The organism is Mesorhizobium sp. M0208 (assembly GCF_040322015.1).
GTDB lineage: Bacteria > Pseudomonadota > Alphaproteobacteria > Rhizobiales > Rhizobiaceae > Mesorhizobium.
This window is the reverse complement of the sequence record NZ_JAMYSP010000005.1, coordinates 60,674-85,077: the sequence shown is the minus strand read 5'-3', so window position 1 is coordinate 85,077 and position 24,404 is coordinate 60,674. Positions and strand designations below refer to the sequence as shown.

The 24,404-nt window shown below is 60.1% G+C and carries 22 protein-coding genes and 1 pseudogene; 4 read left to right on the top strand and 19 right to left on the bottom strand.

Annotation, left to right across the window (positions count from 1 at the left end; translation table 11 throughout):
• Positions 1-98: 98 nt before the first annotated feature.
• Both NKJ17_RS07380 and NKJ17_RS07375 read right to left on the bottom strand, forming a co-directional pair.
• Entirely contained in the window at positions 99-1,427 is a 1,329-nt protein-coding gene (locus NKJ17_RS07380) for a dicarboxylate/amino acid:cation symporter (RefSeq protein ID WP_352687757.1), read from the bottom strand.
• A 54-nt stretch (positions 1,428-1,481) separates the two neighbouring features.
• Complete coding sequence (locus NKJ17_RS07375) at positions 1,482-1,691, bottom strand: hypothetical protein (protein WP_352687756.1); 210 nt, start codon at positions 1,689-1,691, stop codon at positions 1,482-1,484.
• A 735-nt stretch (positions 1,692-2,426) separates the two neighbouring features.
• Between NKJ17_RS07375 and nifA (NKJ17_RS07370) the strand changes: the two genes are divergently transcribed.
• From nifA (NKJ17_RS07370) to NKJ17_RS07360, 3 genes are all read left to right on the top strand, one after another.
• On the top strand, positions 2,427-4,199 hold the full coding sequence (nifA, locus tag NKJ17_RS07370; protein ID WP_502906531.1) for a nif-specific transcriptional activator NifA: 1,773 nt from the start codon (positions 2,427-2,429) through the stop codon (positions 4,197-4,199).
• Between the two features lie 235 nt (positions 4,200-4,434).
• A complete protein-coding gene (hisC, locus tag NKJ17_RS07365; protein WP_352687754.1) occupies positions 4,435-5,574 on the top strand; it encodes a histidinol-phosphate transaminase in 1,140 nt (379 codons plus the stop codon).
• A 91-nt stretch (positions 5,575-5,665) separates the two neighbouring features.
• A complete protein-coding gene (locus NKJ17_RS07360; protein WP_352687752.1) occupies positions 5,666-6,706 on the top strand; it encodes an LLM class flavin-dependent oxidoreductase in 1,041 nt (346 codons plus the stop codon).
• 246 nt (positions 6,707-6,952) lie between these two features.
• On the opposite strand, the gene NKJ17_RS07355 is transcribed toward NKJ17_RS07360, so the two are convergent.
• The 16 genes and pseudogenes from NKJ17_RS07355 to nifS all read right to left on the bottom strand — a co-directional run bounded on the left by NKJ17_RS07355 (position 6,953) and on the right by nifS (position 23,207).
• The gene (locus NKJ17_RS07355; RefSeq protein WP_352457028.1) at positions 6,953-7,156 is read right to left on the bottom strand and encodes a hypothetical protein; all 204 of its coding nucleotides are present in this window, start codon (positions 7,154-7,156) and stop codon (positions 6,953-6,955) included.
• Between the two features lie 159 nt (positions 7,157-7,315).
• Positions 7,316-9,211 (bottom strand): ABC transporter ATP-binding protein, encoded by a 1,896-nt coding sequence (locus tag NKJ17_RS07350; RefSeq protein ID WP_352687750.1) that lies wholly within the window; start codon positions 9,209-9,211, stop codon positions 7,316-7,318.
• Positions 9,211-11,079: an ABC transporter ATP-binding protein gene (locus tag NKJ17_RS07345; protein WP_352687748.1), complete on the bottom strand. Its 1,869-nt coding sequence runs from the start codon at positions 11,077-11,079 to the stop codon at positions 9,211-9,213. The genes NKJ17_RS07350 and NKJ17_RS07345 overlap by 1 nt, the downstream gene beginning before the upstream one ends.
• 73 nt (positions 11,080-11,152) lie before the next feature.
• Positions 11,153-12,058, bottom strand: coding sequence for an SIR2 family NAD-dependent protein deacylase (locus tag NKJ17_RS07340; protein WP_352687746.1), 906 nt, complete (start codon positions 12,056-12,058; stop codon positions 11,153-11,155).
• Between the two features lie 37 nt (positions 12,059-12,095).
• Positions 12,096-12,308, bottom strand: a complete 213-nt coding sequence (gene nifT, locus NKJ17_RS07335) for a putative nitrogen fixation protein NifT (RefSeq protein WP_352687744.1) — start codon at positions 12,306-12,308, stop codon at positions 12,096-12,098.
• Positions 12,305-12,625 (bottom strand): nitrogen fixation protein NifZ, encoded by a 321-nt coding sequence (locus NKJ17_RS07330; RefSeq protein WP_352687742.1) that lies wholly within the window; start codon positions 12,623-12,625, stop codon positions 12,305-12,307. The genes nifT and NKJ17_RS07330 overlap by 4 nt, the downstream gene beginning before the upstream one ends.
• Positions 12,626-12,724: 99 nt before the next feature.
• The gene (locus tag NKJ17_RS34020) at positions 12,725-12,919 is read right to left on the bottom strand and encodes a 4Fe-4S dicluster domain-containing protein (RefSeq protein WP_023678248.1); all 195 of its coding nucleotides are present in this window, start codon (positions 12,917-12,919) and stop codon (positions 12,725-12,727) included.
• A 32-nt stretch (positions 12,920-12,951) separates the two neighbouring features.
• Positions 12,952-14,430 carry a nitrogenase cofactor biosynthesis protein NifB gene (gene nifB, locus NKJ17_RS07320; protein ID WP_352687740.1) on the bottom strand — a complete coding sequence of 493 codons (1,479 nt, stop codon included), beginning with the start codon at positions 14,428-14,430 and terminating at the stop codon, positions 12,952-12,954.
• 238 nt (positions 14,431-14,668) lie between these two features.
• Positions 14,669-16,432 (bottom strand): nif-specific transcriptional activator NifA, encoded by a 1,764-nt coding sequence (nifA, locus tag NKJ17_RS07315; protein WP_352687738.1) that lies wholly within the window; start codon positions 16,430-16,432, stop codon positions 14,669-14,671.
• A 181-nt stretch (positions 16,433-16,613) separates the two neighbouring features.
• Complete coding sequence (locus NKJ17_RS07310; protein ID WP_352687736.1) at positions 16,614-16,913, bottom strand: ferredoxin family protein; 300 nt, start codon at positions 16,911-16,913, stop codon at positions 16,614-16,616.
• 11 nt (positions 16,914-16,924) lie between these two features.
• Complete coding sequence (locus NKJ17_RS07305; RefSeq protein ID WP_023678244.1) at positions 16,925-18,232, bottom strand: FAD-binding protein; 1,308 nt, start codon at positions 18,230-18,232, stop codon at positions 16,925-16,927.
• A gap of 9 nt (positions 18,233-18,241) precedes the next feature.
• Entirely contained in the window at positions 18,242-19,351 is a 1,110-nt protein-coding gene (locus NKJ17_RS07300; protein WP_352506800.1) for an electron transfer flavoprotein subunit alpha/FixB family protein, read from the bottom strand.
• Between the two features lie 18 nt (positions 19,352-19,369).
• The gene (locus NKJ17_RS07295; protein ID WP_352506801.1) at positions 19,370-20,221 is read right to left on the bottom strand and encodes an electron transfer flavoprotein subunit beta/FixA family protein; all 852 of its coding nucleotides are present in this window, start codon (positions 20,219-20,221) and stop codon (positions 19,370-19,372) included.
• A gap of 188 nt (positions 20,222-20,409) precedes the next feature.
• Entirely contained in the window at positions 20,410-20,790 is a 381-nt protein-coding gene (nifW, locus tag NKJ17_RS07290) for a nitrogenase stabilizing/protective protein NifW (RefSeq protein WP_352687734.1), read from the bottom strand.
• Positions 20,774-21,993 (bottom strand): annotated as a pseudogene (gene nifV / locus NKJ17_RS07285) (homocitrate synthase). The gene nifW and the pseudogene nifV overlap by 17 nt, the downstream one beginning before the upstream one ends.
• Positions 21,990-23,207 (bottom strand): cysteine desulfurase NifS, encoded by a 1,218-nt coding sequence (gene nifS / locus NKJ17_RS07280; protein ID WP_352687733.1) that lies wholly within the window; start codon positions 23,205-23,207, stop codon positions 21,990-21,992. Before nifS ends, nifV begins: the two are co-directional and overlap by 4 nt.
• Between nifS and NKJ17_RS07275 the strand changes: the two genes are divergently transcribed.
• Entirely contained in the window at positions 23,206-23,592 is a 387-nt protein-coding gene (locus NKJ17_RS07275) for a hypothetical protein (protein ID WP_352687731.1), read from the top strand. The genes nifS and NKJ17_RS07275 overlap by 2 nt on opposite strands.
• A 69-nt stretch (positions 23,593-23,661) precedes the next feature.
• Here the strand turns inward: NKJ17_RS07275 and NKJ17_RS07270 are convergent, their stop codons facing one another.
• Positions 23,662-23,982: a HesB/IscA family protein gene (locus NKJ17_RS07270; protein WP_023678237.1), complete on the bottom strand. Its 321-nt coding sequence runs from the start codon at positions 23,980-23,982 to the stop codon at positions 23,662-23,664.
• Positions 23,983-24,404: the final 422 nt, after the last annotated feature.

The window sequence follows — 24,404 nt, the reverse complement described above, 5'->3', positions numbered from 1 at the left end:
CTTCTGATACATGGTCCGTGAGGCGCCGTTTAGAGCCTGCGAGTCGATCGTTCAGGTCATGTGACCAGCTTGGCGAAGCCGGTCGCGGTGCGTCGACCTTACTCGGCGGAGGATAGCCGGTTTGATGCCTCGGCAAGCTGATGACCGCAGAAGGCGGCTTTCATCTGCGCTTGGTCCAATTCTCCTTCCCAGCGGGCGACGACGAGGGATGCCACTGCGTTACCAACGCAATTAGTCAACGCCCGGCATTCGGACATGAAGCGGTCGATGCCGAGTATCAGTGCCATCCCAGCAACGGGAACACTCGGAATTACGGCGAGCGTAGCAGCCAGGGTGATGAAGCCCGCACCTGTCACACCTGCAGCGCCCTTGGAGGAAAGCATCGCAACGAGCAGCAGCAGCACCTGATCGCCGATTGACAGGTCCGTGTTCGTTGCCTGCGCGATGAAGAGGGCCGCCAGGGTCATGTAGATATTCGTGCCGTCCAGATTGAACGAATATCCGGCCGGGATGACGAGACCCACAACCGAACGCCTGGCGCCCGCCTTCTCCATCTTCTGCATGAGCGAGGGGAGCGCGGCCTCCGAGGAGGACGTTGCGAGCACAAGCAGCAGCTCTTCCTTGATGTAGCGAATGAGAGAAAAGATCGAAAAGCCGTTGTAGCGGCAGACCGCGCCGAGAACCCCGAACACGAAGAGGAAGGCGGTGAAATAGAACGTCGCGACCAGCATCGCGAGGTTGACGACCGAACCGATGCCATATCTGCCGATGGTGAAGGCCATTGCGCCGAAAGCGCCGATCGGCGCGGCTTTCATCAGAATGCCGACGAGCTTGAAGACAGGCGCGATGAGCGCCTGAAGGAAGGAAACGACAGGCTTGCCCGTCTCTCCGGCCATCGCGAGCGCCATGCCGAACAGAACCGAGAAGAACAGCACCTGCAGGATGTCGCCTTCCGCGAAGGCGCCGACTATCGTTGGCGGGATGATGTTCATCAGGAAGCCGGTGACCGACTGCTCGTGGGCCTTTGCGGCATAGGTATTCACGGCCTGGACATCGAGCGAGGCCGGATCGATGTTGAGGCCGGCGCCAGGCTGGACGACATTGGCGACGATGAGGCCGACGATCAGCGCCAGCGTCGAGAAGGTGAGGAAATAGACCATTGCCTTGCCGGCGACCCGGCCGACCTTGTGAAGATCGTTCATGCCGGCAATGCCGGTCGCAATTGTCAGGAAGATGACAGGCGCGATGATCATCTTGACCAGCTTGATGAAGGCATCACCCAGCGGCTTCAGGCTCTCGCCGGTCCCCGGATAGAAATAGCCAATTGCGACGCCTAGGGCGATGGCGGCAAGCACCTGCGCGTAAAGCTTGGCATAGAAGGGTTTGCGGGGCGCGGGACTCGCGCCGCGGACTTGTGCAGCTGACACTGTTTCTCTCTCCCTGACCGGATCGAGGTGGCGTGACTTCTCCCGGGCTTCTCCCTATCGCGGCGCTCCGGTCGAACGCTGCACCAACGCCGCCGCAATACCCATGCCAAATGGATCCGCATGACCTGAACTGACGTTGGGCTCGCCAATGATGGGATGAATGCGGTGGCACAAGACGGGAATGACAAGGCCGCCGTCCAGCACGCGCTTGATGTTCTTCGGCAGATTGCCGGTCGATCTCTCTGGCTTGCGGTTTTGCTGCACATCGTGGCGGGCTCCTCGGTTTGCCGACTTTGGGAAGGGCCGCATCGCTGGCACCAGGGCGCAGAATTGCCGTGTTCTTTGCCGCGCTCCCGCTGCAGCGACAGCTTGAAAGCGACGTCGAGACGTAGGGATTGACGCCGCTGGTGCTGACCGCGACGATGCGGTTCAGAAGTTCCGAGCACCGCCGAGAAAGCCGCGCTCGACCGCCACCTTCGCGCCTTCACACGCGACGCCGCCGCCTTATCTGCGTCATCAATATCGAGGAAATGGCGGTTGCCGCGACCGACCAGTGTCGTCGGCAGTGATTATCGCTCCCGCCCCTGGTTCGCAGGCGCTGGTGACTGGCACGGCCCGGCAACTCGGCGCGGTCAGCCGCTCGGGCACCGCATCGCCGGCGCCGTATTTCTCTCGTTCAACATCGCCGACAAAAATTAGAACTGATGAATTCTATCATAGGCCGCGAGGTTTCCTTTCACGAATGAAAGAAAGCTCGATTGACTATCCCGCCTCGCTCCAGTCTTTTGAAAATCAACGTGTGGTTGCCCCCGTGCAAGCCGAGAACGTGGCCAAGCTTCGTGGAGGGAGAGCCAAGCGATGCGTCAGGGGTCGACCCGCTTTGCACTCGACCACACGGCGGTGGCACGAGTTCACGTCAGAGCATTTTCGCGCTTGCCCGCGACGTCGCGGGCGCACATGCCGCCGGCATGCATTTCATGGCGCGAGATCGAGGATCATATGCACCACAACATTCCCAAATCAGAACAAAATGCCAGCGAGTGCCGCATTTCGCTTCCGGATGCGAAAAGGGCTTACCCAAAGTCCGAGATGAACACCGCGGTCCCTTTTGTGCCATCGCACGAGCACGCGCTTACCGGCATCTTCGAAATATCGAAAGTACTCACCGACCCCGCCCGGCTCGAAGTCACGTTGGCCAAGGTCGTCGATCTCCTGCCCTCGTTTGTGCAGATGCGGCACGGCATCATCGCTCTCTTCGACGCTGAGGGCGTACTGGACATCACCGTAGTCACCGGCTGCGACGAGAACAGCGATGAGCGCTCCCGGATGCGCCTGCCGCGCAAGGCAATCGATCTGATTGTGACGACGGACACGCCGCTCGTCGCCGAGAACATAGCGGTGCATTCGGCCTTCACTGCCGCTGACATAGAGGTGCTTGGGGCCTCCGACACCGTGTCCTTCATCGGCGTTCCCATTCGTGTTGATGGGAACGCCGTAGGCACGCTGACTATCGACCGCGCCTTGGACAGCAGGTCAACGTATCGGCTCGATTATGATGTCCGGCTGCTCACCATGATAGCCAACATGGTGGGACAGACAGTCAAGTTGCACCGCTTCTCCGCGGGCGACCGCGAACGACCGACGGAGGTGGAAGATGGGCTGCAAACGCAATTCTCTGATGTCAAGCACCCTGCACCGCAGCGCAAGAAGGTTCACGTCAAGGGAATGATTGGCGATAGTCCGGCGCTAAGCGCGCTGCTCGAGAAGATCGCAGTTGTAGCTAAGGCAAAGACCACGGTTCTGTTGCGAGGCGAATCCGGTACCGGGAAGGAGCTGGTCGCCAAGGCAATTCACGAGTTGTCGCCGCGCGCCAAGCGGCCCTTCATCAAACTCAATTGTGCAGCGCTGCCAGAGACAGTCCTGGAATCCGAATTGTTCGGTCATGAGAAGGGTGCCTTCACAAGCGCGTTCAATTCCCGCAAGGGTCGCTTTGAGCTCGCCGACAAGGGGACGTTGTTTCTGGATGAGATCGGCGAGATCTCGGCCTCCTTCCAGGCAAAGCTACTGCGCGTGCTGCAGGAGCAGGAGTTTGAGCGCGTCGGCAGCAACCAGACCATCAAGGTCGACGTTCGCGTGATTGCCGCCACGAACAGGAACCTTGAAGAGGCGGTTGCAAGGAATGAGTTCCGCGCCGACCTATATTATCGCATCAACGTGGTTCCCTTGCTGGTGCCGGCATTACGCCAAAGGCGCAGCGATATTCCGCTCCTCGCAGCTGAGTTTCTCAAGAATTTCAACGATGAGAACGGCCGTACGCTGACCTTCGATCCGCGTGCGATTGAAGTACTGATGAAATGTGAATTTCCCGGCAACATTCGCGAGCTTGAAAATTGCGTGCACCGGACAGCGATCCTGGCGGAGGGACGATCAATCGGGAGAAACGACTTTGCGTGCTCCCACGACCAATGCTTTGCCGAGGCGCTGCGGAAGAGCAGATCGGGCAAGGCCGCGCCGCAACCAGCGCCAATCCTGCCAGAGGCAGTGAATCCGGCCACGCCTCCGGATGCGGCCGCTCGTTCGGCCGCCACCACAGTCCCGCCTGCCGGAGCAACCCACTCATTGGGCGCGAGGACCACCGACGCCGAGCGCGTCATTGCTGCCATGGAAAGATGTGGCTGGGTGCAGGCAAAGGCGGCGCGCCTGCTTGGACTGACCCCGCGCCAGATTGGCTACGTGCTGAGGAAATACGGCATCGAGGTCAAGCGTCTGTGAAAGCATGACTCAGGCGGATTAGCTGAGACCGCTTAGCGGCTTGGCCCGCGCAGGGATGCAGATCCGCGTCCGCGTCAAGTCGATCCGACCGAGGACAGCCTGGCCGAATTCCCGTGGCAGCCGGCGTTGCGACCATCTTGTGAAAGGCGACGCTGCCATCGTCAATCCGTCCGCCATGTTGCTCTCGTTGCGAGCTCATACGGATGCCCCTGTGCGACTGAAACGGAGATAAAATATGTCCGATGCAAAACTGCAAGCTGTGCTTTCGTCTCTTCCGCAAGGGACGCGACAGTTAGATGCTCTGCCGTCCAACGGACCAGCGCCGGACGAAAGTTTTGTCAAGCTGAATACGAATGAGAACCCGTTTCCGTTGCCGCCAATCATAATGCAAAGTGCAGTGGCGGCCCTCAATCGCCAGTATCTGTATCCGGACGACGATAACATCAGCTTGAGGGAAGCAGCGTCCAATACCTATGGGGTATCCACGGATCAGGTCATCGCAGGCAACGGGTCGTCTGAACTGCTCGGACTCATCTACAGAGCTTTCCTCGCCCCTGGCGACAAGGTGGCGATGATATCGCCAGGGTTTTCGTTCAACCGCAAACTTGCCATGTTGCATGGTGCTGAGTTTCTCGAGATCGGATGTCAAACTCATTCGCTGCCAATGGAGCAATTGCTTTCCGGTCCGGCAAAAGACGCCAAGTTCATTCTGGTGGCCAATCCAAACAATCCGACCGGAACATTCCTCTCGATAAGCAATATCGAACGCCTCGTGGCACAATCGGATCGCCTGGTCGTCCTTGATGAGGCCTACGTCGACTTTGCACCCGATCACGGGCTGCGCCTCATCAACCGTTATTCGAACCTTCTGATCTTGAGAACATTTTCGAAGAGCTATGCCGCCGCCGGCATTCGCGTCGGTTTCGGTTTCGGTCACCCTGAGATTATTGGCAGGCTGCGCAACATCCAGAACGTCTTCAACATGAACGTGATCGGGCATGCGGTTGGTATCAGCGTGCTTGCGCATCGCGGCGCCTACGCAGAGAACCACAAGCACATCAGACATGAACGACAGCGAGTGACAGCCGCACTGTCGCAACTTGGATTTTCCGTAACGCCCTCCCACGCAAATTTTTTGCTAGCCCGTGTGCCAGCGGGACAGGACGGCTCATGGTGGCAAGCAGCCTTGGAAAGGCAAAAGATACTCGTTGCCTACTTTCCGGACAATGGTTTGGAACATTGCATCCGCGTCAGCATCGGCACAAAAGAGCAATTGGATGCATTTCTTGCTGCCGCTCGCGATATAGTTGGAAGCTTAAACATACCAAGCACCACGGGCAGCGGAGCGTCAGGCTCTGCTTGTTCGGTACGCTGACGCTAATCCGAGATCACACACTGCTATCTTTCGGCTTGCTTGGTCATCCCAGCAAGAGAACAGCCTGCTTTAAAATCGGGGACAATATCGAGTGACAAACGTCTTTCCTTCAAACCTAGCCTTCGGCATCTTCGATCATCTGGACGAGGACGGCCGCGATATCGCCCGGCAGTACGAAGATCGCCTGATATTAGCAGAGGCGTGCGATCAGCTAGGGTTCTATGCCTATCATCTCGCAGAGCACCACTGTACCCCCCATGGGAGAGGTCCATCGCCGAATCTGTTCTTATCGAGCGTCGCCCAGCGCACCCGGCGCCTGCGTCTCGGACCCTTGGTGATGCTGCTTGCGCTTTATCATCCGCTGCGTGCGTTCGAAGAGATCTGTATGCTGGACCAGTTGAGCGGTGGCAGGCTCGAACTGGGCATAGGGCGCGGTGCTCTCCCGATCGAATTGGGTTACTTCGGGATTGGTGCGGACGCGGTGCCGGGCCGCTATGCGGAAGCCAGCGAAATTCTTGTTGAAATACTTGTTAATGCCATGAAGGTTGGCACGCTGTGCTATCAAGGCCGCCATTTTGAGCTCAATGACGTTCCTTTGACGCTAAGACCTCATCAGCGTCCACATCCGCCGACATGGGTCGCCGCCAATCGACCCGAGTCCGCAGCCTGGGCCGCTGCGAATGGAGCAAATATCGCGTGTGTAGGACCTTCCTCTTCTGTTCGCAAAACTACTGATGCGTTCCGCGCCTATCAAGAGGACAACAGTGGCGCGGGCGATCGAGCGCCATTTGTTGGATTGCTCCGCATGGTCGTGGTTGGGCGTTGTGACACACATGCCTATTCGCTCGCGGCACCTGCTTACGAACGATGGCTCAAGAGCTTCCAATTCCTTTACGAGCTTAACGCTATCCCCACTCCACCCAACCTGCCGCTGACCTTCGATGCGGCAGTCGAGAGTGAATTGTGCGTGGTAGGATCAGCAGCGTCTGTGCGAGAAGCTCTGCTCAGTCAGTTGGAAGAGGCAGGTGCTAACTACCTTCTTTGTCAACTGGCATTTGGGAATCTGCCGCTAGATGCTTCCCTATACACCGCGACGACCATTCAATCCGAAATCATGGCTCGACTTGGCTGACCATGAAATTCGCGGTCTGATCCGAAGGTAAATCGTTGTAACAGCGCTCCCTCACATTGCTCGAGCGTGCACGTGGTGGGGATTGGGAAATCGTGAGGGAGGCCAAACTGACGACGAGCCGGCGGCACAGATTACCAGGTTTGTGCGTTGGCCGGCATCTGGGCACGGTGTGAGACTGCACGATCCTAAGGAGATGATGGCCGAGCGCGTCACGATGCCGGCACGCATCTGCTCGTCGCGCTCGCGCTAGTCGTTGCCCATAGCCCGCCGCAAGAGGTTCTTCTCGACCGGGGCGGCGCCGGTGGCGGCTCCCGCATCCAGCTTCATCAGCGGCTCGGCGGTAGCAAAGCCGTCACTCGCTACGGCGCTGTTGAGGGCGCGCTCGCGAGCGGCTTTGCTACGCCGAGCGACACCACCTGGAGCGAGTTCGCCCGATGTCGCGGCGTGCACCGCGGTCGGATAACGACGCTGGAGGAAATCGTTCGCAGCCGGTCTTCACGATCCGCGCGAGTGCTTTGCATGAATGCTGCCTGCTTCCTCGTCTGCGGCGGCCTGAGTGTCCGCCGGCACGCCCGAAGTCAATGTCAGTACCACAAGGCCGCCAAGACGTCAGGTCTGGGAGCCGGCTTGTACGGTCGTATCGTGTTCTGGAATATCGTCGAAGGAGGCGTAGTTGAGATTGTAGAGTTTGGAATACAGGCCCCCCATGGCTATTAGCTGATCGTGGTTGCCAGTCGCAATAACTTGGCCATTCTGAAGCACGATGATGCGGTCGGCACCCCGGATCGTGGCAAGACGGTGGGCGATGACGAGGCCAGTGCGCCCTTCAAGCAGCTTTATCAGAGCCTTCTGAATCTGCATTTCCGTGTAGCTGTCGATGTTGGCGGTAGCTTCGTCGAGCACGAGGATCTTGGCGTCGGCGACGAGGGCGCGCGCGAAACTGATAAGCTGGCGCTGGCCGAGAGATAAGTTGTCGCCGCGTTCGCCAAGTTGGGTCTCATACCCGTCGGCGAGGCTCATTATGAAGTCGTGGGCGCCGACCGCCTTGGCGGCCTCGATCACCTTGTCGCGCGTGGCTTCCGTCTTGTGGTATCGAATGTTCTCGAAGACCGTCCCGGTGAACAGGAACGGCTCCTGCAGCACCATGGCGACCTGGCGGCCGAGCGATTCCTGGGTGAGATCGCGCACATCATGTCCGCCGACCAGCACTTGGCCCTGCTGAACATCATAGAAGCGGTGGACCAGGGCCATCGCGCTCGATTTGCCAGAACCGCTCGGCCCGACCAGTGCGACCGTCTCGCCGGGATTGACCCGGAAGGAGACATTTTTCAGCACCGAACGGTTCGGATTGTAGCCGAAGGTGACGTCCCTGAACTCGACCGAGCCGTCCATTTCGGGCGAAAGCACCTCGGCATTGGGTTTGTCCTGAACATCGATCTTGACGTCGAGCACATCGGTCAGGCGCTTGCCTGAGGCCATGGCGCGCTGCATGACCGAATATTGCAGGGTGAGTGAGCGGATCGGGTCAAAGAAGCGCTGGATGTAAAATAGGTAGGCAACCAATACGCCCACATCTATGCGGCCATTCATGACCATCGAGCCGCCGACCACAATAACGGCGGCCATGGCGAGGCCGGTGAGGCCATCGACGATAGGCACCATGACCAGTGCATATTTGGCAGCGATCAGGTGGGTCCTGAGGTTGGCATGGGCCTTGTCGTCAAAAAGGATGAAATTCACCTGCTGGCGGTCCATTGACTGGACGGTGCGCACGCCGTGAATGGCTTCGGCCAGCGCGCCGTTGACGACGGAATTAGTCTCGTGTGCGGCCATGAAGGCGTCGCGGGCACGCGGCAGCCAGACAATGCGGACGATCACCAGGACCGGCAGAACCGAGAGCGTCAAGAGGCCGAGGCGGAAGTCGAGGCACAGCATTACGAAAACGATGCCGAAGAGAAGCGCAACATCGCCTACGGAATATACCGAGGTTTCGAGGAATTCCTGTATGGAGTTGACGTCGCCTTGCAGGCGCGACATGAGGCGTCCGACCTCGGTCTTGTCCATGAAGGAGAGCGAAACCTTCTGCAGATGGCCAAACATGGCGCGGCGGATGTCGAACAGGACAGTTTCGGCCACTTTCCCAACCACGGTTTCCTGCATGTAGCCGGCAGCGAAATTGACCAAAATCGCCAAAACGAACGCGCCGATGGCCGCAAGCTGGGCTGAGCGATCGGTCCTTGCCGGGTTCATGCCCTGGTCGAGCGCGTAGCGGATGATCAACGGGATGAGAAGCTGCGTCCCGGTGAAGATCAGCATTGCTGCAATCGTGATGACTACCCTGGCCCGATAGGGACGGACGAAAGCCCAGATGCGCCGGAGGATGCTCTTGTCGAAAGCCCGGCCGAACATCTCCTCCTCGATGCGGTGCGAGCCGACAACCGCGCGCGGAGGGCGTCTACCGTCGTCACGTTCGGCTTCGACTTCGCCGGCGCGGCCCTGCGCCATCAGCGGGCGCCCCCATACTGGGTCATATTGTCATCACCCGGGCGCGTCTGGAGATCGTAAAGGGCCCTGTAGCGTCCCCGCTTCGCCAAAAGCTCTTGATGCGTGCCGCGTTCTACGATTTCGCCGTTATCGACAAAAAGGATCTGATCGGCATGCACAAGCGCACTCAGCCGGTGCGCGATGATGATCGTCACCCGATCCTTGGCGAAGCGACGCATCGCCGCGCGGATGCGCTGCTCGGTGCCGGCATCGATCGCGGCCGTTGAGTCGTCGAAAACGACGACGGAGGGGCGCAGCATCATGTTGCGAGCAATCGTGAGACGCTGGCGCTGGCCGCCAGAGAGAGAGACGCCGCGTTCGCCCACGACCGTCTCGTAGCCCGCTGGGAGCCCGAGGATGTAGTTGTGGAGCTGGGCGAATTCGCCAGCGCGTTCGATTCGCTGTCTCTTCGCCCAGGGATCGCCATAAGCGATGTTGTTCTCGATCGTAGTGGTGAATAGGAATGCATCCTGCTGTACGACGGCGACCGCCTTGCGAAGCGTCGCGAGGGTGACATTGCGTATGTCCTGGCCGTCCAGCGTGATGGCGCCACCGGTCACGTCATAAAAGCGGGGGACCAGATGAGCTATCGTCGATTTGCCCGAACCCGGCGGACCGACGATCGCGATCGTCTCGCCTCTACGGGCCTCAAAGCTGACGTTCTTCAGAATGGCGCGGTTTTCGGCGCTGGGGTACGCAAACGAGACATTGTGGAAGCGCAGAGTGCCGTCGCTTATCTCGAGCGGTCTGGCCTCGAGAGCATCCCTGATTGTGATCTCCTGGTCGAGGAGACCGAAAAGCCGCGAACCGCAGCTAGAAGCGCGGGCAAAGGCATTGACCATGAGGCCGATCTGGCGGACTGGCATTTGCAGGATTGTCATGAAGGTCAGGAAGGTCGCCACCGTTCCGACGCTTATCTCGCCAGCGACGAGCTTGCTGCCACCGATCCAGAGCACCAATCCCATTGCGAAAAAGAAGGACAAGGTCATCGCCGACGTGCTGGGCACGTAGATGTCAACTCGGTCGTGGGCGAGGTCGAGCGCGTTCTTGGAAGCGCCGTCGAACTTCAGCATCTCATAGGCTTGAGCCGCAAAAGCGCGGACCACGCGGATGCCTGCGAGATTTTCCTCCATCACGCGGCTTAGTACTGAAAGCCGCTCATGCAGGTCGAGCCAGGTGGCGCGCAGCCTAAGCTGTGTGGCCGATGAGCGCCAGGCGACAAAAGGCACGAAGCTCAGCGCGACCAGGCCGAGCATGGGATCGGTCGAGATCATCATGTAGGCGCCGATCCCGATCAGCATGGTGAGCAGGAGCACGCGAACGAGCGCGGTGGAAAAATACATCCGCACGCCTTGGAGATCGAGCATTCCGATGGTGATCAGATCGCCTGAATGGACCCGGTCGTGAAAGGAAAAGCTGAGACGCTGGATCTTGTCGTAGTAGGCGAGCCGCAGTTCGTACGCGACATGATGCCCGACGGCTTCGGCAAAATAGTTCTGCGCCATCGTGAAAAGGCCGCGTAGCGCGCTGACGGCGAGCAGCAGGAGAGCCGGGATCCAGAGCGCTTGTCCTGCCGCGGTCCCCGCGACACCGCCCCCGATGGCTGTCTGGGTCAGGTCGACGGCCCGGCCGAGAAGCTGGGGAATGAGCAACTGGAGGATTGCCGCCAGGACCGTCGAGCCCATAGCGAAGGCGACCTGCCAGGGATGCCGCAAATTCATACGCGTGATGCGCAACAGCGTACTCAAATCCTGGCCCCAGCGCGCCGCTTCCACATGGGTCAACGAATTCAGAGCGTTCGTTGCGCTGCCGATAGCATCACTGCTCACGGGTCTATTCCCGACTGCATTTTGCGCCTTCGAGGCAAGCCGAAGGACCAATCATCAAAGGGGCCCGCCATTGTTAATCCTGTCCACCACCTGCAGCAGTGCGCGTTCCTATAAGCCGAGCCGCGGCTTCACTTACTGGCATGTCGATCACCGTGATTCCGCTTGCCGCAAGGAAACGCGCTTCGTTTCTGGTCAGCGTTTCCGCGTCCATTACCGCGCAATATGGACCTCGGGAGCGCTTCATGATCTGCCTGGCGTAGGTGCGCAGCATCTGATCGTTGAAGCGGCAGCCAACGAAGAAAAATCCACGGGTGATGCGCCGTTCCTTCACCACGTCTGGGATCGGTGTCTGGATATCGATTTCGGTCAGAACTTCGACATAGTCGGAATCTGCGACGAGAAAGTTTTGCGCCGGCCTAATACTCCCGTGAGGCGTATAGAGAACCGTCTTGGCCCCCGATCGGGGGTCGAGTTCCCTCCCGGACAAATCGTAGGTTTTCGTCCAAATGTTACCGATTTCGTTCGCCCGCGTGACGCCCTGTATCTCAACGACGTCCGTTCGGCCGGTCTCTACGAGAGCCGTGCGCATCGCGCCGTCGTACCAGCTGTCGACGATGAGGGAGAGCGGCAGCCTTGCGAGCCAGGCGTGGAGGAGGGTCGGCGCCACCGGCGCTGCGAATATGTCGGTCATCCAAGCTTGCAGCGTCCGGCGATGCCGGCGCTGTTCGATGAACTGCGCAACCGACCACATATTGGTGCGGATCCTGGAAGGGGCTGGCGCCCGCGCATTGAGTGCCGCGGCAACGACCTCCGGCGTATGCGGCACAGGCGGTTCCGCACAGTTGAACCCAAGAAGACCCGGACCGAGATAGGGGATCACCTCATCGGCGGCGAGCGCTTCCTTCGCCAGGTCAAGCAGCTTTTCGGCAAAACTGTCCCGCACGATGACGAGGTGGCCCGATGTCAGGATCGTGTTCATGCTCGTTTCCTCGCGACGCACCTATCAAGGGGCAGCATCAGTCCTCTTCGGAAACCTTCCTTGCCTCGACGGTGATCGGCAGACGCGTATCCCGTGGAAGATCGGGTAGGAGGAGCCGCCACCCGTTCCTGAGCGTCACAGTTCCGCCCCACAACTCTTCCTTCTCGAGCTTGATGATCGGCTCTTCGAGGTCCTTCTTCGGGACATACGCCGACAAGCCAGCCTCGGTCCTGCGGATCATGACTTTCATCTGGCCGTCCCTTCATTGGTATTGCTTTCAGCACTGCAGGGCGCCTCGGCGTTGTCGAGGCTCATCAGTTCACGCGCTCGCATGCCGACGACGGTGCCACGGTCGACCCATTCGACCGCATAGATGAAGAACTGCTGGAGAAAGGTGCCAATGTCGCGCACATATCCCTCGTCGCCCTTCCGCACGAGATTTTCGCCGATCTCCCTGCCAGGATAGGTGCCGTCATTTTTTATGTGGCGAGTGGCACGTACCCGCTCTCCCGGCATGAATCGTGGAGGCCTGCGGATTTCGACCTCCTCTTCGCGTCCGAGCGACATGTCCGTTCCCTGATTTCTCTTGAGGCTGCAGATTGTGAACAAAGGCGTTCCAGGCGTCCTGCGAAGGCATCCCCGACCATGTCGGCGGCCCAATGTCCGTCACGCAGGAACGCAGGTCTTCGGCACCGGGCATACCGAGGCACATTGCTGCGCATCGAAGACCCCCTCGCATTCGGTGCACTTTTGCGGCTCGATCACATAGCTCTCGCCTTTGAACTTGATCGCGCCGGAGGGACACTCGAATTCGCAGGCGCCGCATTGGGTGCATTGGGATGCGATGATCTTGAAAGCCATTTTAACTCCTGGTCCGAATGGATGAGACGCGCTCAGGCCGTCGCCGCGAGTGCGGGGGTCCCAGACGCGGCCGCGTAAATCGCGCTGATTGCGGTCTCGATATAGTCGTGGGCATATGCGTCGGTGGCTTGGATTCCAGCGTCGGCGAGCTGATCCTGCGGGCAGTTTCCGATCTTGGCGCACAGCACGACATCTATGCCCTCAAGCGCAGCGATGACGCCATCCAGGGCGGCTTCTCCGCCCCAGCCGCCGAGACAATACTGCTCGACCTTGCGATGCCCGACAAAGCTGATCCCTCTCGGCGAGGCTTCGTAAACCTGGAACTCCTTCGCATGGCCGAAATGTTCATTGACGCGGCCGCCGCCCTTGCTCGCCACCGCGAAGAGAAGGGACTTGCCGGGGCTCGCTGCCTTGACCAATCCGATCGCTTCTCTCCTAGCCGCCACGTGATCACGGCGCTCCTCCGCGACCAGCTCCCGATAGGCCTTGCGATTGCTGGCATCGTAGGTGACCTCGCCGGGAATTCGGTCGACTGTGAATTCCTGGCCACGATCCTCACCGAGCAGGCCGACGGCATCTGCCCGGCACTGCCGGCAGTGGCGCATCAACTGGGCGCCGCCTTCGACACGATCCTGAAGAGCCTTCATCTCCATTGCGTTTGGGCCGCGTTGCCCGCTCAGTCCGTAGTGCGTGCCGTGCGCCGGGTCCGAAATCAGCGGCATGAGGTTGTGCAGGAACGCGCCTCGCTCCTTGACCCATCTATTCACCTCGATCAGATGCTCATCGTTCACGCCGGGGATCATCACCGAATTGATTTTGGTGAGGATGCCGCGCGCGGTCAGCATCTCCAGACCCAACATCTGCCGCTCGTGCAGGATCCGGGCGGCTTCGATGCCGACGTAGCGGCGATGGTCGTAAAAGATCCAAGGATAGATCTTTGCACCGACCTCAGGGTCGACCATGTTGATGGTGATCGTCACGTGATCGACATTCATGTCGGCAAGCTCATCGACATGGTCCGGCAGCGCGAGCCCATTCGTGGAGATGCAAAACTTGATGTCTGGGATTTCCCTGGCGACTCGTTCGAACGTTGCCTTCGTCTTCTTCCAGTCGTAACAGGCATCGCCAGGTCCGGCGATGCCGAGCACGGAAAGCTGCGGCACCTCGTTGGCGACCGCGATCACCTTGCGTAGCGCCTGGTCGGGCGTCAGCTTTTCGGAGACCACCCCAGGCCGGCTTTCGTTGGCGCAGTTATATTTGCGATTGCAGTAGTTGCACTGGATATTGCAGCCGGGCGCGACCGCGACGTGCATGCGCGCGAAATAGTGATGCGCCTCTTCTGAAAAGCAGGGGTGATCCTTGATCTTGTCCCAGACAGCCGGATCCGTGTCGTCCGGCTTTATCGACGAGCCGCAGGACGAAGACGCGCAGCCACCGGCTTTCACGGTGGCAAGCAACTGGTCATCGAATGTTGTGCTGAGGCTCTCAAGCGAAATTGCCGGTGCGGACATCGAACGGCTCCGTTGCTGGGTGAATGTCGCAGTTCAAACCGCAAGAGCTATGCCAGCTCAAAGAGCGGTTTTGGTTCACGAATTGGCTTTCGTGTCGGATTCCGTCGGATTGCTCCGACACACCTTTGTCGGGCTTCCGACAGTGGACAAGCAAATCGGGTCGCGAAGGCTACCAGCCTTGGGCGCGAAGGGTGTGAGGGAGACTACTTCGGGCTTACGTTTGACGTCATCACGACGTCTAGAATTTCTTCACCTCGATGCCATATCGGCGCAGCGCGTAGCCGATTTGCCGCGGCGTGAGGCCGAGCATACGAGCCGCCCTGGCCTGAACCCAACCGGCCTTGTCCATCGCGTCGATCAGCCGATCGCGTTCCGTCAGACGCGGGGGACAAGCGGGATCGTTTGGATCGCCGGCCGCAAGGGGAGAAACGTTGCCTGCGGAGGCACCGATGCGACTGGCCGGCAGCCGCAATCCGACCGGCACTGCGTTGACCCGTGCGAGATCGTCGATGGTATTGCCGCCATTCGAGCGGTCGGCTCGCTTCCAGAGGAGCCAGGAAAGGCACTGGCTCTTCTTACAGGCGAAATCGGATGGCGTGATCGTCCTTGAACGCGCAAGTGTGGCCGTCCTTTGGACGCAGTTCTCCAGCTCGCGGACGTTACCAGGGAAGTAGCATTGCGAGATCAGGTCAAGCGCCGACGGCGCGAAGGCGAGTGCGCGATCGTTCTCCTTGTTGAATCGATTGAGGAAGGCGTTCGCAAGGCGTGGAATATCGCCGGGTCGCTCTCTGAGCGGAGGCAGGATAATTGGCACCACATTGATGCGGTAATAAAGGTCGGCCCTGAACTCCCCTTTTATGACGGCCGTCTCGAGGTCCTTGTTGGTGGCGCATATGAGGCGCACGTCGACCTGTAGCGTTTTGGTGCCGCCGACTCGCTCCAACTCGCCTTCCTGCAAGACACGCAACAGCTTGGCTTGAAAGGCCGGCGAAATCTCGCCGATTTCATCAAGTAGCAGCGTTCCCTCATTTGCCAATTCAAAACGACCGGCGCGCTGGGAGATAGCACCCGTGAAAGCGCCCTTTTCATGCCCAAACAGTTCTGACTCCAGAACGCTTTCAGACAGTGCGGCGCAGTTCAATTTGACGAAAGACTTCTTCCTCCGACGTGAGAGCTTATGGATGGCTTGCGCAAAGAATTCCTTGCCGGTGCCGCTTTCACCCCGCAGTAGCACGGTGGAATTGGTCCCTGCTACGACCGAGACGGTTTCGAGCACCTGCTTGAGTGCGGGGCTTTCCCCGATGATCCCGTCGATTTTGACATCCGCATGCCGGGCAGGGTCGTAGGTCCTCCCCTCGTTGGGCGATTTCTCCGGTCTGCATTGCTCATGGACAGACCGCTGACGATCTGTACTCAGGATGCGATGGAGACGGATCGTCCGGCCGACAAGGTTGGCGACCATCGTCAGGAAGTATGTGTCCTCGTTGTCGCGAAAGTCGGTGGCGCCGTCTCCGGCGCGGTCGATCGACAATGTCCCAAGGATTTTATGATCAGCCTTTAGCGGGATACCGATAAAGGCAATTGGGATGGTGCCGCTGCTCGAAGATGTTTGAAGGTCAGCCTGAAATAGTTGGGACTTGCGGACGTCCGGTATGAAGAGCGGCGTCCCCGTAGCGACGATTTGATCTGTTATGGCCTGTGGTATGACGCGGCGAGTGCCTGATTGAGGTGCGTGGGTATTGCCGGCAGTTGCGGCAATCTCCGGCTCTCCTTCAGCGTCCAGGACGACGATTGCTCCGTGACGCATCTGCAGAAACGAAGGCAGGATGTTCACGACATTGGCGAGCGTAATCTCCAGCTCGCTGGGGGCGGTCAGCACCTTCGATATCTCGTAGAGTCCCCTGAGCGCGATATCTGCTTGGGGCATGCTTTTGATGGGCGGTTCAGGGCGGGTATCCCGAGGTGCTACCTCGTCGACCCGATCTTGCGGTACGTGAGCCATGGAAACACCTCAGCGGTTGTCGTCCAGAGTGCTCCTCCTTTCGTGTCTGAGCCTGAATTGTGAAAGCACAGTATTCACGAGCTTCTCTTCGTGGCGCGGCAATTCAAGCAAAGATAGACTTGGCGTTGGTCGCGACCTCAGGTGTACCAAGATTGACCCTCTTGATACGGTGCGTGCGTCCTCATCCGAATTTGAAGAGGACTCCGAAGCCGCCGCGTGGATAGTTCCACTCGATCTCGCCACTGGTCTCGCACAAAATCCGGCAGGTGCCGCACTCCATGCAGCCGTCGGCAGTGATCTCCACTTGACCTTTGTCGTTCAACTCATAACATTTCGCGGGGCAGACGTGGGTCAGCGCGAGCAAGTTCGCGCTTGGCCTCTCGTGCGGTCGCACTTTGATATGCGGACGGCCAGAATCCACCAAGTAGCGGTTCTGGTAAAGCTTGTCCTCGATACGTGACTTCGTCACTGCGATCGTCATTTCGTCTCCCCTCAGCGCCACGCCAATGCAAGGCGGACCGCGTCGCTGACCAGCCCCCAGCGCGAGCGCGCCTTGATGAAGGCCGCCGTGGTCGCCTTTTCCTTCTCGATCTTCGGCGTGCCGTCGACACGCATGAAGTTCTGCGCGGCTTGCGACATCAACCGCGGATAAGCCGTGAAGTAATTGCAGGAATTGGTGTGGAGCAAGGCCGGCATGTCTTTGTATTTCCTTAGGTCCTTGACCACGAAGGACTTGTCCAGCATGGCTTTGTAAAGGGCGAGATTCCGTTTGGTCATAGGACCGTTGCGGCTCTTGACCTCGATGATTGCCTCAGCCGCGATGCGGCCGGAGGTCATGGCGAGGTTCGAACCCTCGCGGTGAATGGCGTTGTTCAGTTGCGCGGCATCGCCGACCACGACCCAACCGTCGCCAAAGAGCTGCGGAATAGCCTTGTAGCCGCCTTCGGGAATGAGATGCGCGGAATATTCTTTCACTTCCGAGCCGGCGATCAGCGGCCGGATCGAAGGATGGGTTTTTAAGGCGTCGAGGAGGACGTAAGGGCTCTCGACCATCGCGGCGAAATCGGAGACGAGGCAGCCAATGCCCAGTGAGATCGACTCCTTGTTGGTGTAGAGGAAGCCGAGCCCGGCCATGCTGCGGGAGGTCGTGCCCACCGCCTCGATCACGCAGCCTTCATCGCCTTTGAGGCCGAACCGCTGCTCAATGACCTCTTCGGGCAGGAAATGCATTTCCTTGACGGCGAGCGCCACGGTTTGCGGCTTCGGCATCTCGCGCAGGCCGGCCCGCGTGCCAAGCAGTCCGCAGACACCTTCTGCGAGGACGACCACGTCCGCGTAGATGGCTCCGCCGGCCCGGTCTGTGCGGACGCCGATCACCCTGTCCTTGGCGTCACGGATGAGTTCCGTCACGGTCGTCTCGCACAGAACCGTCGCGCCGGCCTCGCGCACCTTACGTGAAAACCATTTATCGAACTGGGCACGGATGATCGTGTAGCGGTTGGGCTTCGCCTCATTGAAGTCGTCCGACCGATAGTGAATCCCGGTATGGGATGTGTCGTCCATCACCCAAAGCCGCTGTTCAACCAAATGCCGCTCGAGAGGCGCATCGTCCCGGAAATCCGGGATGATCTTCTCCAGCATGTTCGCGTACATGATGGCACCCTGGACATTCTTGGAGCCCGGATATTCACCCCGCTCCAACTGCAGCACCTTCAGGCCGTGGCTGGCCATGGTGTAAGCAGCTGCGTTTCCGGACATGCCGGCCCCAATAACAATGGCGTCGAATTGTTCCTCAATCATGTCCATCCCTTAGCTCGCAAGCTTGTCGCGACTGTGGGGCGACAGCCGCCGGGTGAAGGCTTCCGTCAGTGCGGGCAGGAAGCGGATCGCGTCGGTGACGATCCCGAGGTGAGCGAAATCGAAAATCGGCGCGTTCGGGTCGGTGTTGATGGCCACGATGAGATCCGCCCCCTCGACGCCAACCCGATGCTGGACGGCGCCGGAAATCCCCGCCGCTATGTAAAGCTTCGGCCGGATGGTCTTGCCAGTTTGGCCGATCTGCCGATCAGCCGGCATCCAGCTCTTCTGGACCAACGGGCGCGAACAGCCATGCTCGGCACCAATTGCCCGCGCGAGATTCTTCACAAGCTGCAGGTTCTCCGCCGCTCCAAGACCGAGGCCTCCCGCAACCACGACGTCGGCATAGGCAAGATTTGCCTTTGCCGACTGACTATCCGGCAGGAAGCCCAGGACTTTGGTAACGATCTCGTCCTCGGCTACCGAGAGCTTGTGCCGGATGACACGCCCGACCGGTTTATCCGCCCGCGGCGGCATGGGCATGACCCTCGGTCGCACTGTCGCCATCTGGGGGCGGAAATTGAGCGTATAGATCGTGCACAGCAAGGAACCGCCGAAAGTCGGACGGGTGGCGGCGAGCGAACCGTCGGTATCCACATCAAGTTCGGTGCAGTCGGCCGTGAGCCCTGTCTGCAAGGTCGTCGCCACGGAGCCGGCAAGATCCCTGCCGAGTGTGGTGGCACCGAGAAGAAGGATCTCGGGTTTGTGGGTATTGACCAGATCCGTCATCGCCTTGGTGAATGGCTCGTTCCGATAGTCGGCGAGCAACGGCGCCTCGACGATGTAGACAAGGTCGGCGCCATAAGCGAACGCTTCGGCAACGGCGTTCCCGATGGCCTCTCCCGGCGGTCCAAGCACGACGCCTGCAAGCTGGACCTGAAGCTTGTCTGCTAACTTGCGGCCTTCGCCGAGCAGTTCGAATGATACGGGATGGACCTGGCCGCGTTCGAGTTCGATGAAAACCCAAATGTGCCGGTAGTCCTTGAAATGTGCGGGCAGCTCCTTCTTTATGCCGGCACGGCCGGCGGCAGGGCGAGGGGTTTCTCGGTTCGCGGTCGACATCGTCTGCTCCTTGCCCTCTCACGCGCCGCCGTTGAAGGCGAGCTCATGTTCCAATGCCGGCTGGCGGGTGAAGATTGCCGTGATGAGTTCGTCAGCGACATCGCGCAAGGCCATCTCGGCGGTGTCGATTTTTGTCGCCTTTTCCGCTCGCGCAGGAGGCGCGAAAACGCGCTTGACCACCGTCGGTGAACCGCGCAGGCCGCATTTGGTGAGATCCTCAATGCCGGCGTCGGCCGCACTCCATTTCAAGACCTGGCTGCGCGCGGCGCACAGGGCGTCCTGGATCGAGCCCCGGCGGATCTCGTTTGTGCCTTCCAGCATGGTGATGAGGCAAGGGAGCCTGCTCTTCAGCATCTGTGTGCCGCCTTCGGAGCGGCGCTCGACCCTGATCTCGCGTGCAGCAAGGTCAATAGAGGCGATCTTCGCGACATAGGTCAGTTGCAGGAGTCCGAGGCGCTTGGCGATGCCGGGCCCGACCTGGGCGGTGTCGCCATCGATCGTCTGCTTGCCGGTGAAGACGAGGTCTGGCGTGCCGAACGTCTCGCCAACCTTCGCGATTGCCTGGGAAAGGGCGAACGAGGTCGCCAGCGTGTCGGAGCCGGCAAAATAGCGGTCGGTCAAGAGCACCGCTCGGTCGGCGCCGTAACCGAGCGCCTTGCGCAGCGCGTCCTCTGCCATGGGCGGACCCATAGTGAGCACGGTGACTTCGCCACCATAGGCGTCGCGCAGTCTGAGGGCTTCTTCGAGGGCGAACAGGTCGTAAGGGTTGATGATGGTCGGAACACCCTGGCGCATGATCGTGTTCGTCACCGGATGGACCCTTATCTGTGCCGAGTCCGGCACCTGCTTGATGCAGATTACGATGTGCATTGGCGGTTTCTCTAGGCTCCTGTCCGGATGGGGGCTTGGCGGTTATCTCTTTGGTGCGCATCATTCGTGCCAACTGTTTTTCGCTGCCCCCTATTCCTAGAACTTAGCTTGGTTGCTTCTGAGGACGCCGTGGTGATGACCGGATTTGTCGGCTTCTCGACATTGTCGCGTCGCAACCCGTGTCGCGGTCATTCCTGTCCGAACCGCTTCAGTACGGAGTCGAACGGGACAAAGGTGCGGCCCGGCGTGGCAGGTTTGTTCGGATCGTGGTCTTTGAGCACCTTGAAGACCCGATGCGTGAGCGGCGAGGAAATCGCGAAGTCCTCGTAAGCGCGTTCGAGCGTCGCGCGCACCCGCGCGGCAATCACCTGGTCGGGCAGACCGGAGAAATCTTCTTCGGCAAGGTATTGGCCCACGCGCTTCATGATATGGAGCCGCGAGACATTCAGCACCTTCGGATCATAGGAGACGCCAAGGACTGCGAAGAACTCCTCCGCAGCCGACAGGCGCTTCAGTCGTGCGAGGATGTCGGTGACATTGATGGGGCGGCTGTCAGCGGAACAATTCATTGCATTCTCCCTGGTCGGAAAACTGTGGTGTCGGTGCGCTCGCGCACGGCTGACCTGGACCCGCACAGCTCCGCGAGGGATGCCTCGCTGCACATTCATCGTAGAGCTCGACCAGTTGAGTTGCAGTGACGGTCGATTTGGTCTCGGCCGCCTCGCGCCGGACGCGGGCCACCATCGCGGCTGCCAGATCCGGGTCGAGATCGCGACCGCTTTCGCTCAGCACATGGGCAATCGCAGTGGCGCCGGAATGCTTGCCGATGACGATACGCCGGCAGCGGCCCACGAGAGCCGGATCGAGCCCCTGATAAGTACGCGAGTCCTTCAGCAGCCCTGCGACGTGAATGCCGGATTCGTGGGTGAAAACATCGGCGCCGACGACCGGCTTAATGGCCGCGGTCTGCCGGCGGGCAGCCCAAGCCACCTGGGCGGCGAGGTCGGGCAATGCGGTCAGCTCGATGCCGGTATCCGCGCCGTCGAAGACCGCCATCGCGGCGGCCACCTCTTCCAGCGCGGCATTGCCCGCACGCTCACCGAGCCCCAGGACGGTGACGGACGCATGGCGCGCGCCTGCGCGGATCGCGGCCAGCGTGTTGGCGGCAGCAAGTCCGAGATCGTTGTGCGCATGAAATTCAAGGTCGATTGGAGACTGCGCCACGAGCTGGGCGACAAGTTCGAAGGTCGAAAACGGGTCGAGAACCCCGACTGTGTCGGCTAGCCTGACGCGGCTTGCGCCGGCGCGTGCAGCCGTCTCGATGACGCGGGCGAGATGATCCCGATTGGCCCGCGAGGCATCCTCGCAGCCCACCGCGACGAAGAAGCCGGCGGCGGCTGCGCGCCTGACCATATGCTCGATGACATGGAGCGCTCCCGCCTTATCGAGGCCGAGCTTGGCGGCAAGTTGGATGTCCGACGCAGGCAGCGATAGATTGACGGCGTGGACGCCGCTCTCGATCGCTGCATCGAAATCCAACGACGTCATCCGGCACCAGGCCATGAGCCGAACCGGGAGACGTCGCTCGACCGCGGCGCGAATTGTTTCGATCTCGTCGGCGCCCATACCGGCGTGCCGATCTCGATCTCTGTGACGCCGGCCGCCGCAAGAGACTCGGCGATCTCCAGCTTTTCCGTCGTGGTAAAGGCGACGCCGGGCGCCTGCTCGCCATCGCGCAAGGTCGTATCGTTGAGAAAGACATGACGGGTCATGAACGGTAGCCTGTTCTGCTGCCGCTCAGGCATAGACCGGATTGAACGTCTTCGGAGCTTCGCTTACCCGGCCCAGAACTGGGAAAGCCACGCAGCTTCTCCACGATTGCCGGCATGACCTCGAGCACCCGGTCGACGTCCGCTTCGCCGTTGTCCCGCGCCAAGGAGAAGCGGACTGCCGCGTGTGGCGTTTTCATCGCGCTCAGGACATGGCTCGGTTCCAGAGAGCCGGAGGTGCAGGCAGAGCCGGAGGAACACGCGATGCCCACGCGGCTGAGGAGGAGTGGAATTCCATCACTTTCGACATGTTCGAAGGAGATGTTTGCGGTGTTGGGCAACCGTTCCAGGGGATCTCCAGTGACACAGGTGCTTGGGATGCGCTGGAGAATCCCGTCCTCTAAACGGTCGCGGAGCGACTTTACCCGTGTGGTCTCGTCGTCCATGAATTTCAAGGCGAGTTCGGCCGCCATGCCGAGCCCGACTATGCCGGGCGTATTCTCGGTGCCAGCACGCCGGTTGTGTTCTTGGTGGCCCCCCTTGATCAGCGAGTGGAAATTGACGCCACGTTTTACGAAAAGCGCGCCGATCCCTTTCGGCCCGTGCAGCTTGTGGCCGGAGAGCGACAGCATGTCGATTGCGGTCGACTTCAGGTCCATCGGAAGCTTGCCGACCGCCTGCACAGCATCGGTATGGAAAAGGGCGCCCACTTCCTTGGCCAACTCGGCAAGCCTGGCCACGGGGAAGATCACACCAGTCTCATTGTTCGCCCACATTATCGAGACGATTGCCACCTGTGGGGTGAGGGCGGCCATATAGGCGTCGAGGTCGAGCCGGCCACGGCAATCCACCGGGATCCTGTGCACCTTGACGCGGCGGGTCTTCTCAAGATGCGCGCAGAGCGTAAGCACGGCGGGATGCTCGACCGCGGACGTCACGATCTCGGTTCGGTTGGGCGCCGCCTCGAGCGCCGAAAGAAGCGCTGCATTGTCGCTTTCTGTCCCACCCGAGGTGAAGGTGATCTCATCGTCGAACTCCGCGCCGATCAGAGCTTGCAACTGCCTCCGCGCCTTTCTCACCGCCGCACTGACTGAGGCGCCAAGAGCGTGCGCCGACGAAGGGTTGCCGAATTGATCCCTAAAGAACGGCAACATCGCTTGCACGACCTCAGGATCGACCCGTGTGGTTGCGTTGTTGTCGAGGTAGACGGGTTTCATGTGCGATCCTCAGTTGACCGGAATGACGCGAGCGCGCGACCGCCTCATTGAGCCTCTGGCGTATGCCGTTGATGATGATGGGCCCGAACTGGCAGCCGGCGCGGACGCCCGAGAGTTTGACGTAGACCGGATCGGCGTCGACATGTCCGCAGTGGCCGCCGTCAGCCCGCAGGTAAGGACACCCGAACACGACAACGTTATCGATAAGCCGAATTTGGCGCAGCGGCGCGATTTGGCCGCCAGCAGCTTGGGTGCCACCAGGAACCGAACTGTTTCGGGAGGCGACGTTCTTTGCATCCCACCGGAAGCGATTGCCGGTCCCAAGATCGGCTTCGACCTTGCCTTGTTCTTGAGGACGGGGACATCTGTTGTGCCGGCCATATAAGCCTCCTCTGCCGCAAATGAGTCCGTCGGCGGCAATCGCTTCATGGACCCGCACAGGCGCTTCGGGCGATCAACTGAAGGACTTGCCGCAGCCGCACTTCTCGCGCGCGTTGGGGTTATCGAAGACAAAGCCGGAAGATTCGAGCCCGGTGAGGAAGTCGACGGTCATGCCGGCGACATGCGGTTGGGAGCCCGCGTCCACGAACAGCTTGATCCCATCTGTTTCGGTGATCGCGTCGCCCTCGCGCGACACGCTCTCCAGGCCCATTAAGTATTTGAAGCCGGCGCAGCCGCCGGCCTGGACCATGATGCGAAAGCCTTCCGCCGGCTCGCTGGCGCGGGAAAGAGCAGTCTTGATGGCGGCAACAGCGTTGTCGGTGAGCGTAATCATGGCTCCATTCTCCTCAGTCCGGGACCTGCTTGCGCATCAGTTGCATGCACCGTGCCAAAGCGAAAAAACGTTTCAACACAGCGCGGCATCTCTGACACTGCGGTGGTTCTTGTGAGTCCATTGCTGCGAAGGTGTCGGCCAACCGACACGTACTGTCGGGTTTGTCGGGTCCGCCACGCGGGATGTTGGGCCTGAGTTGTTGGCTGAACTCACATTAAACCAATGACCATTACAGAAGACTCCTTCTGAGCTTGCTTCGGCGCAATTGGCACGGTTTTTGAAGCTCCACTGGCGAGGCGGCAAGAGACTGCCGATCCACAATCGTGTCGTGGGTGCCCTCGCGATCGATGCGGCGAAGCAAGGGAGCAACATGTCAGGACTGGGTCAGACACGCTTTGTTTGGCGAAGCAGCGCCGCCCGTG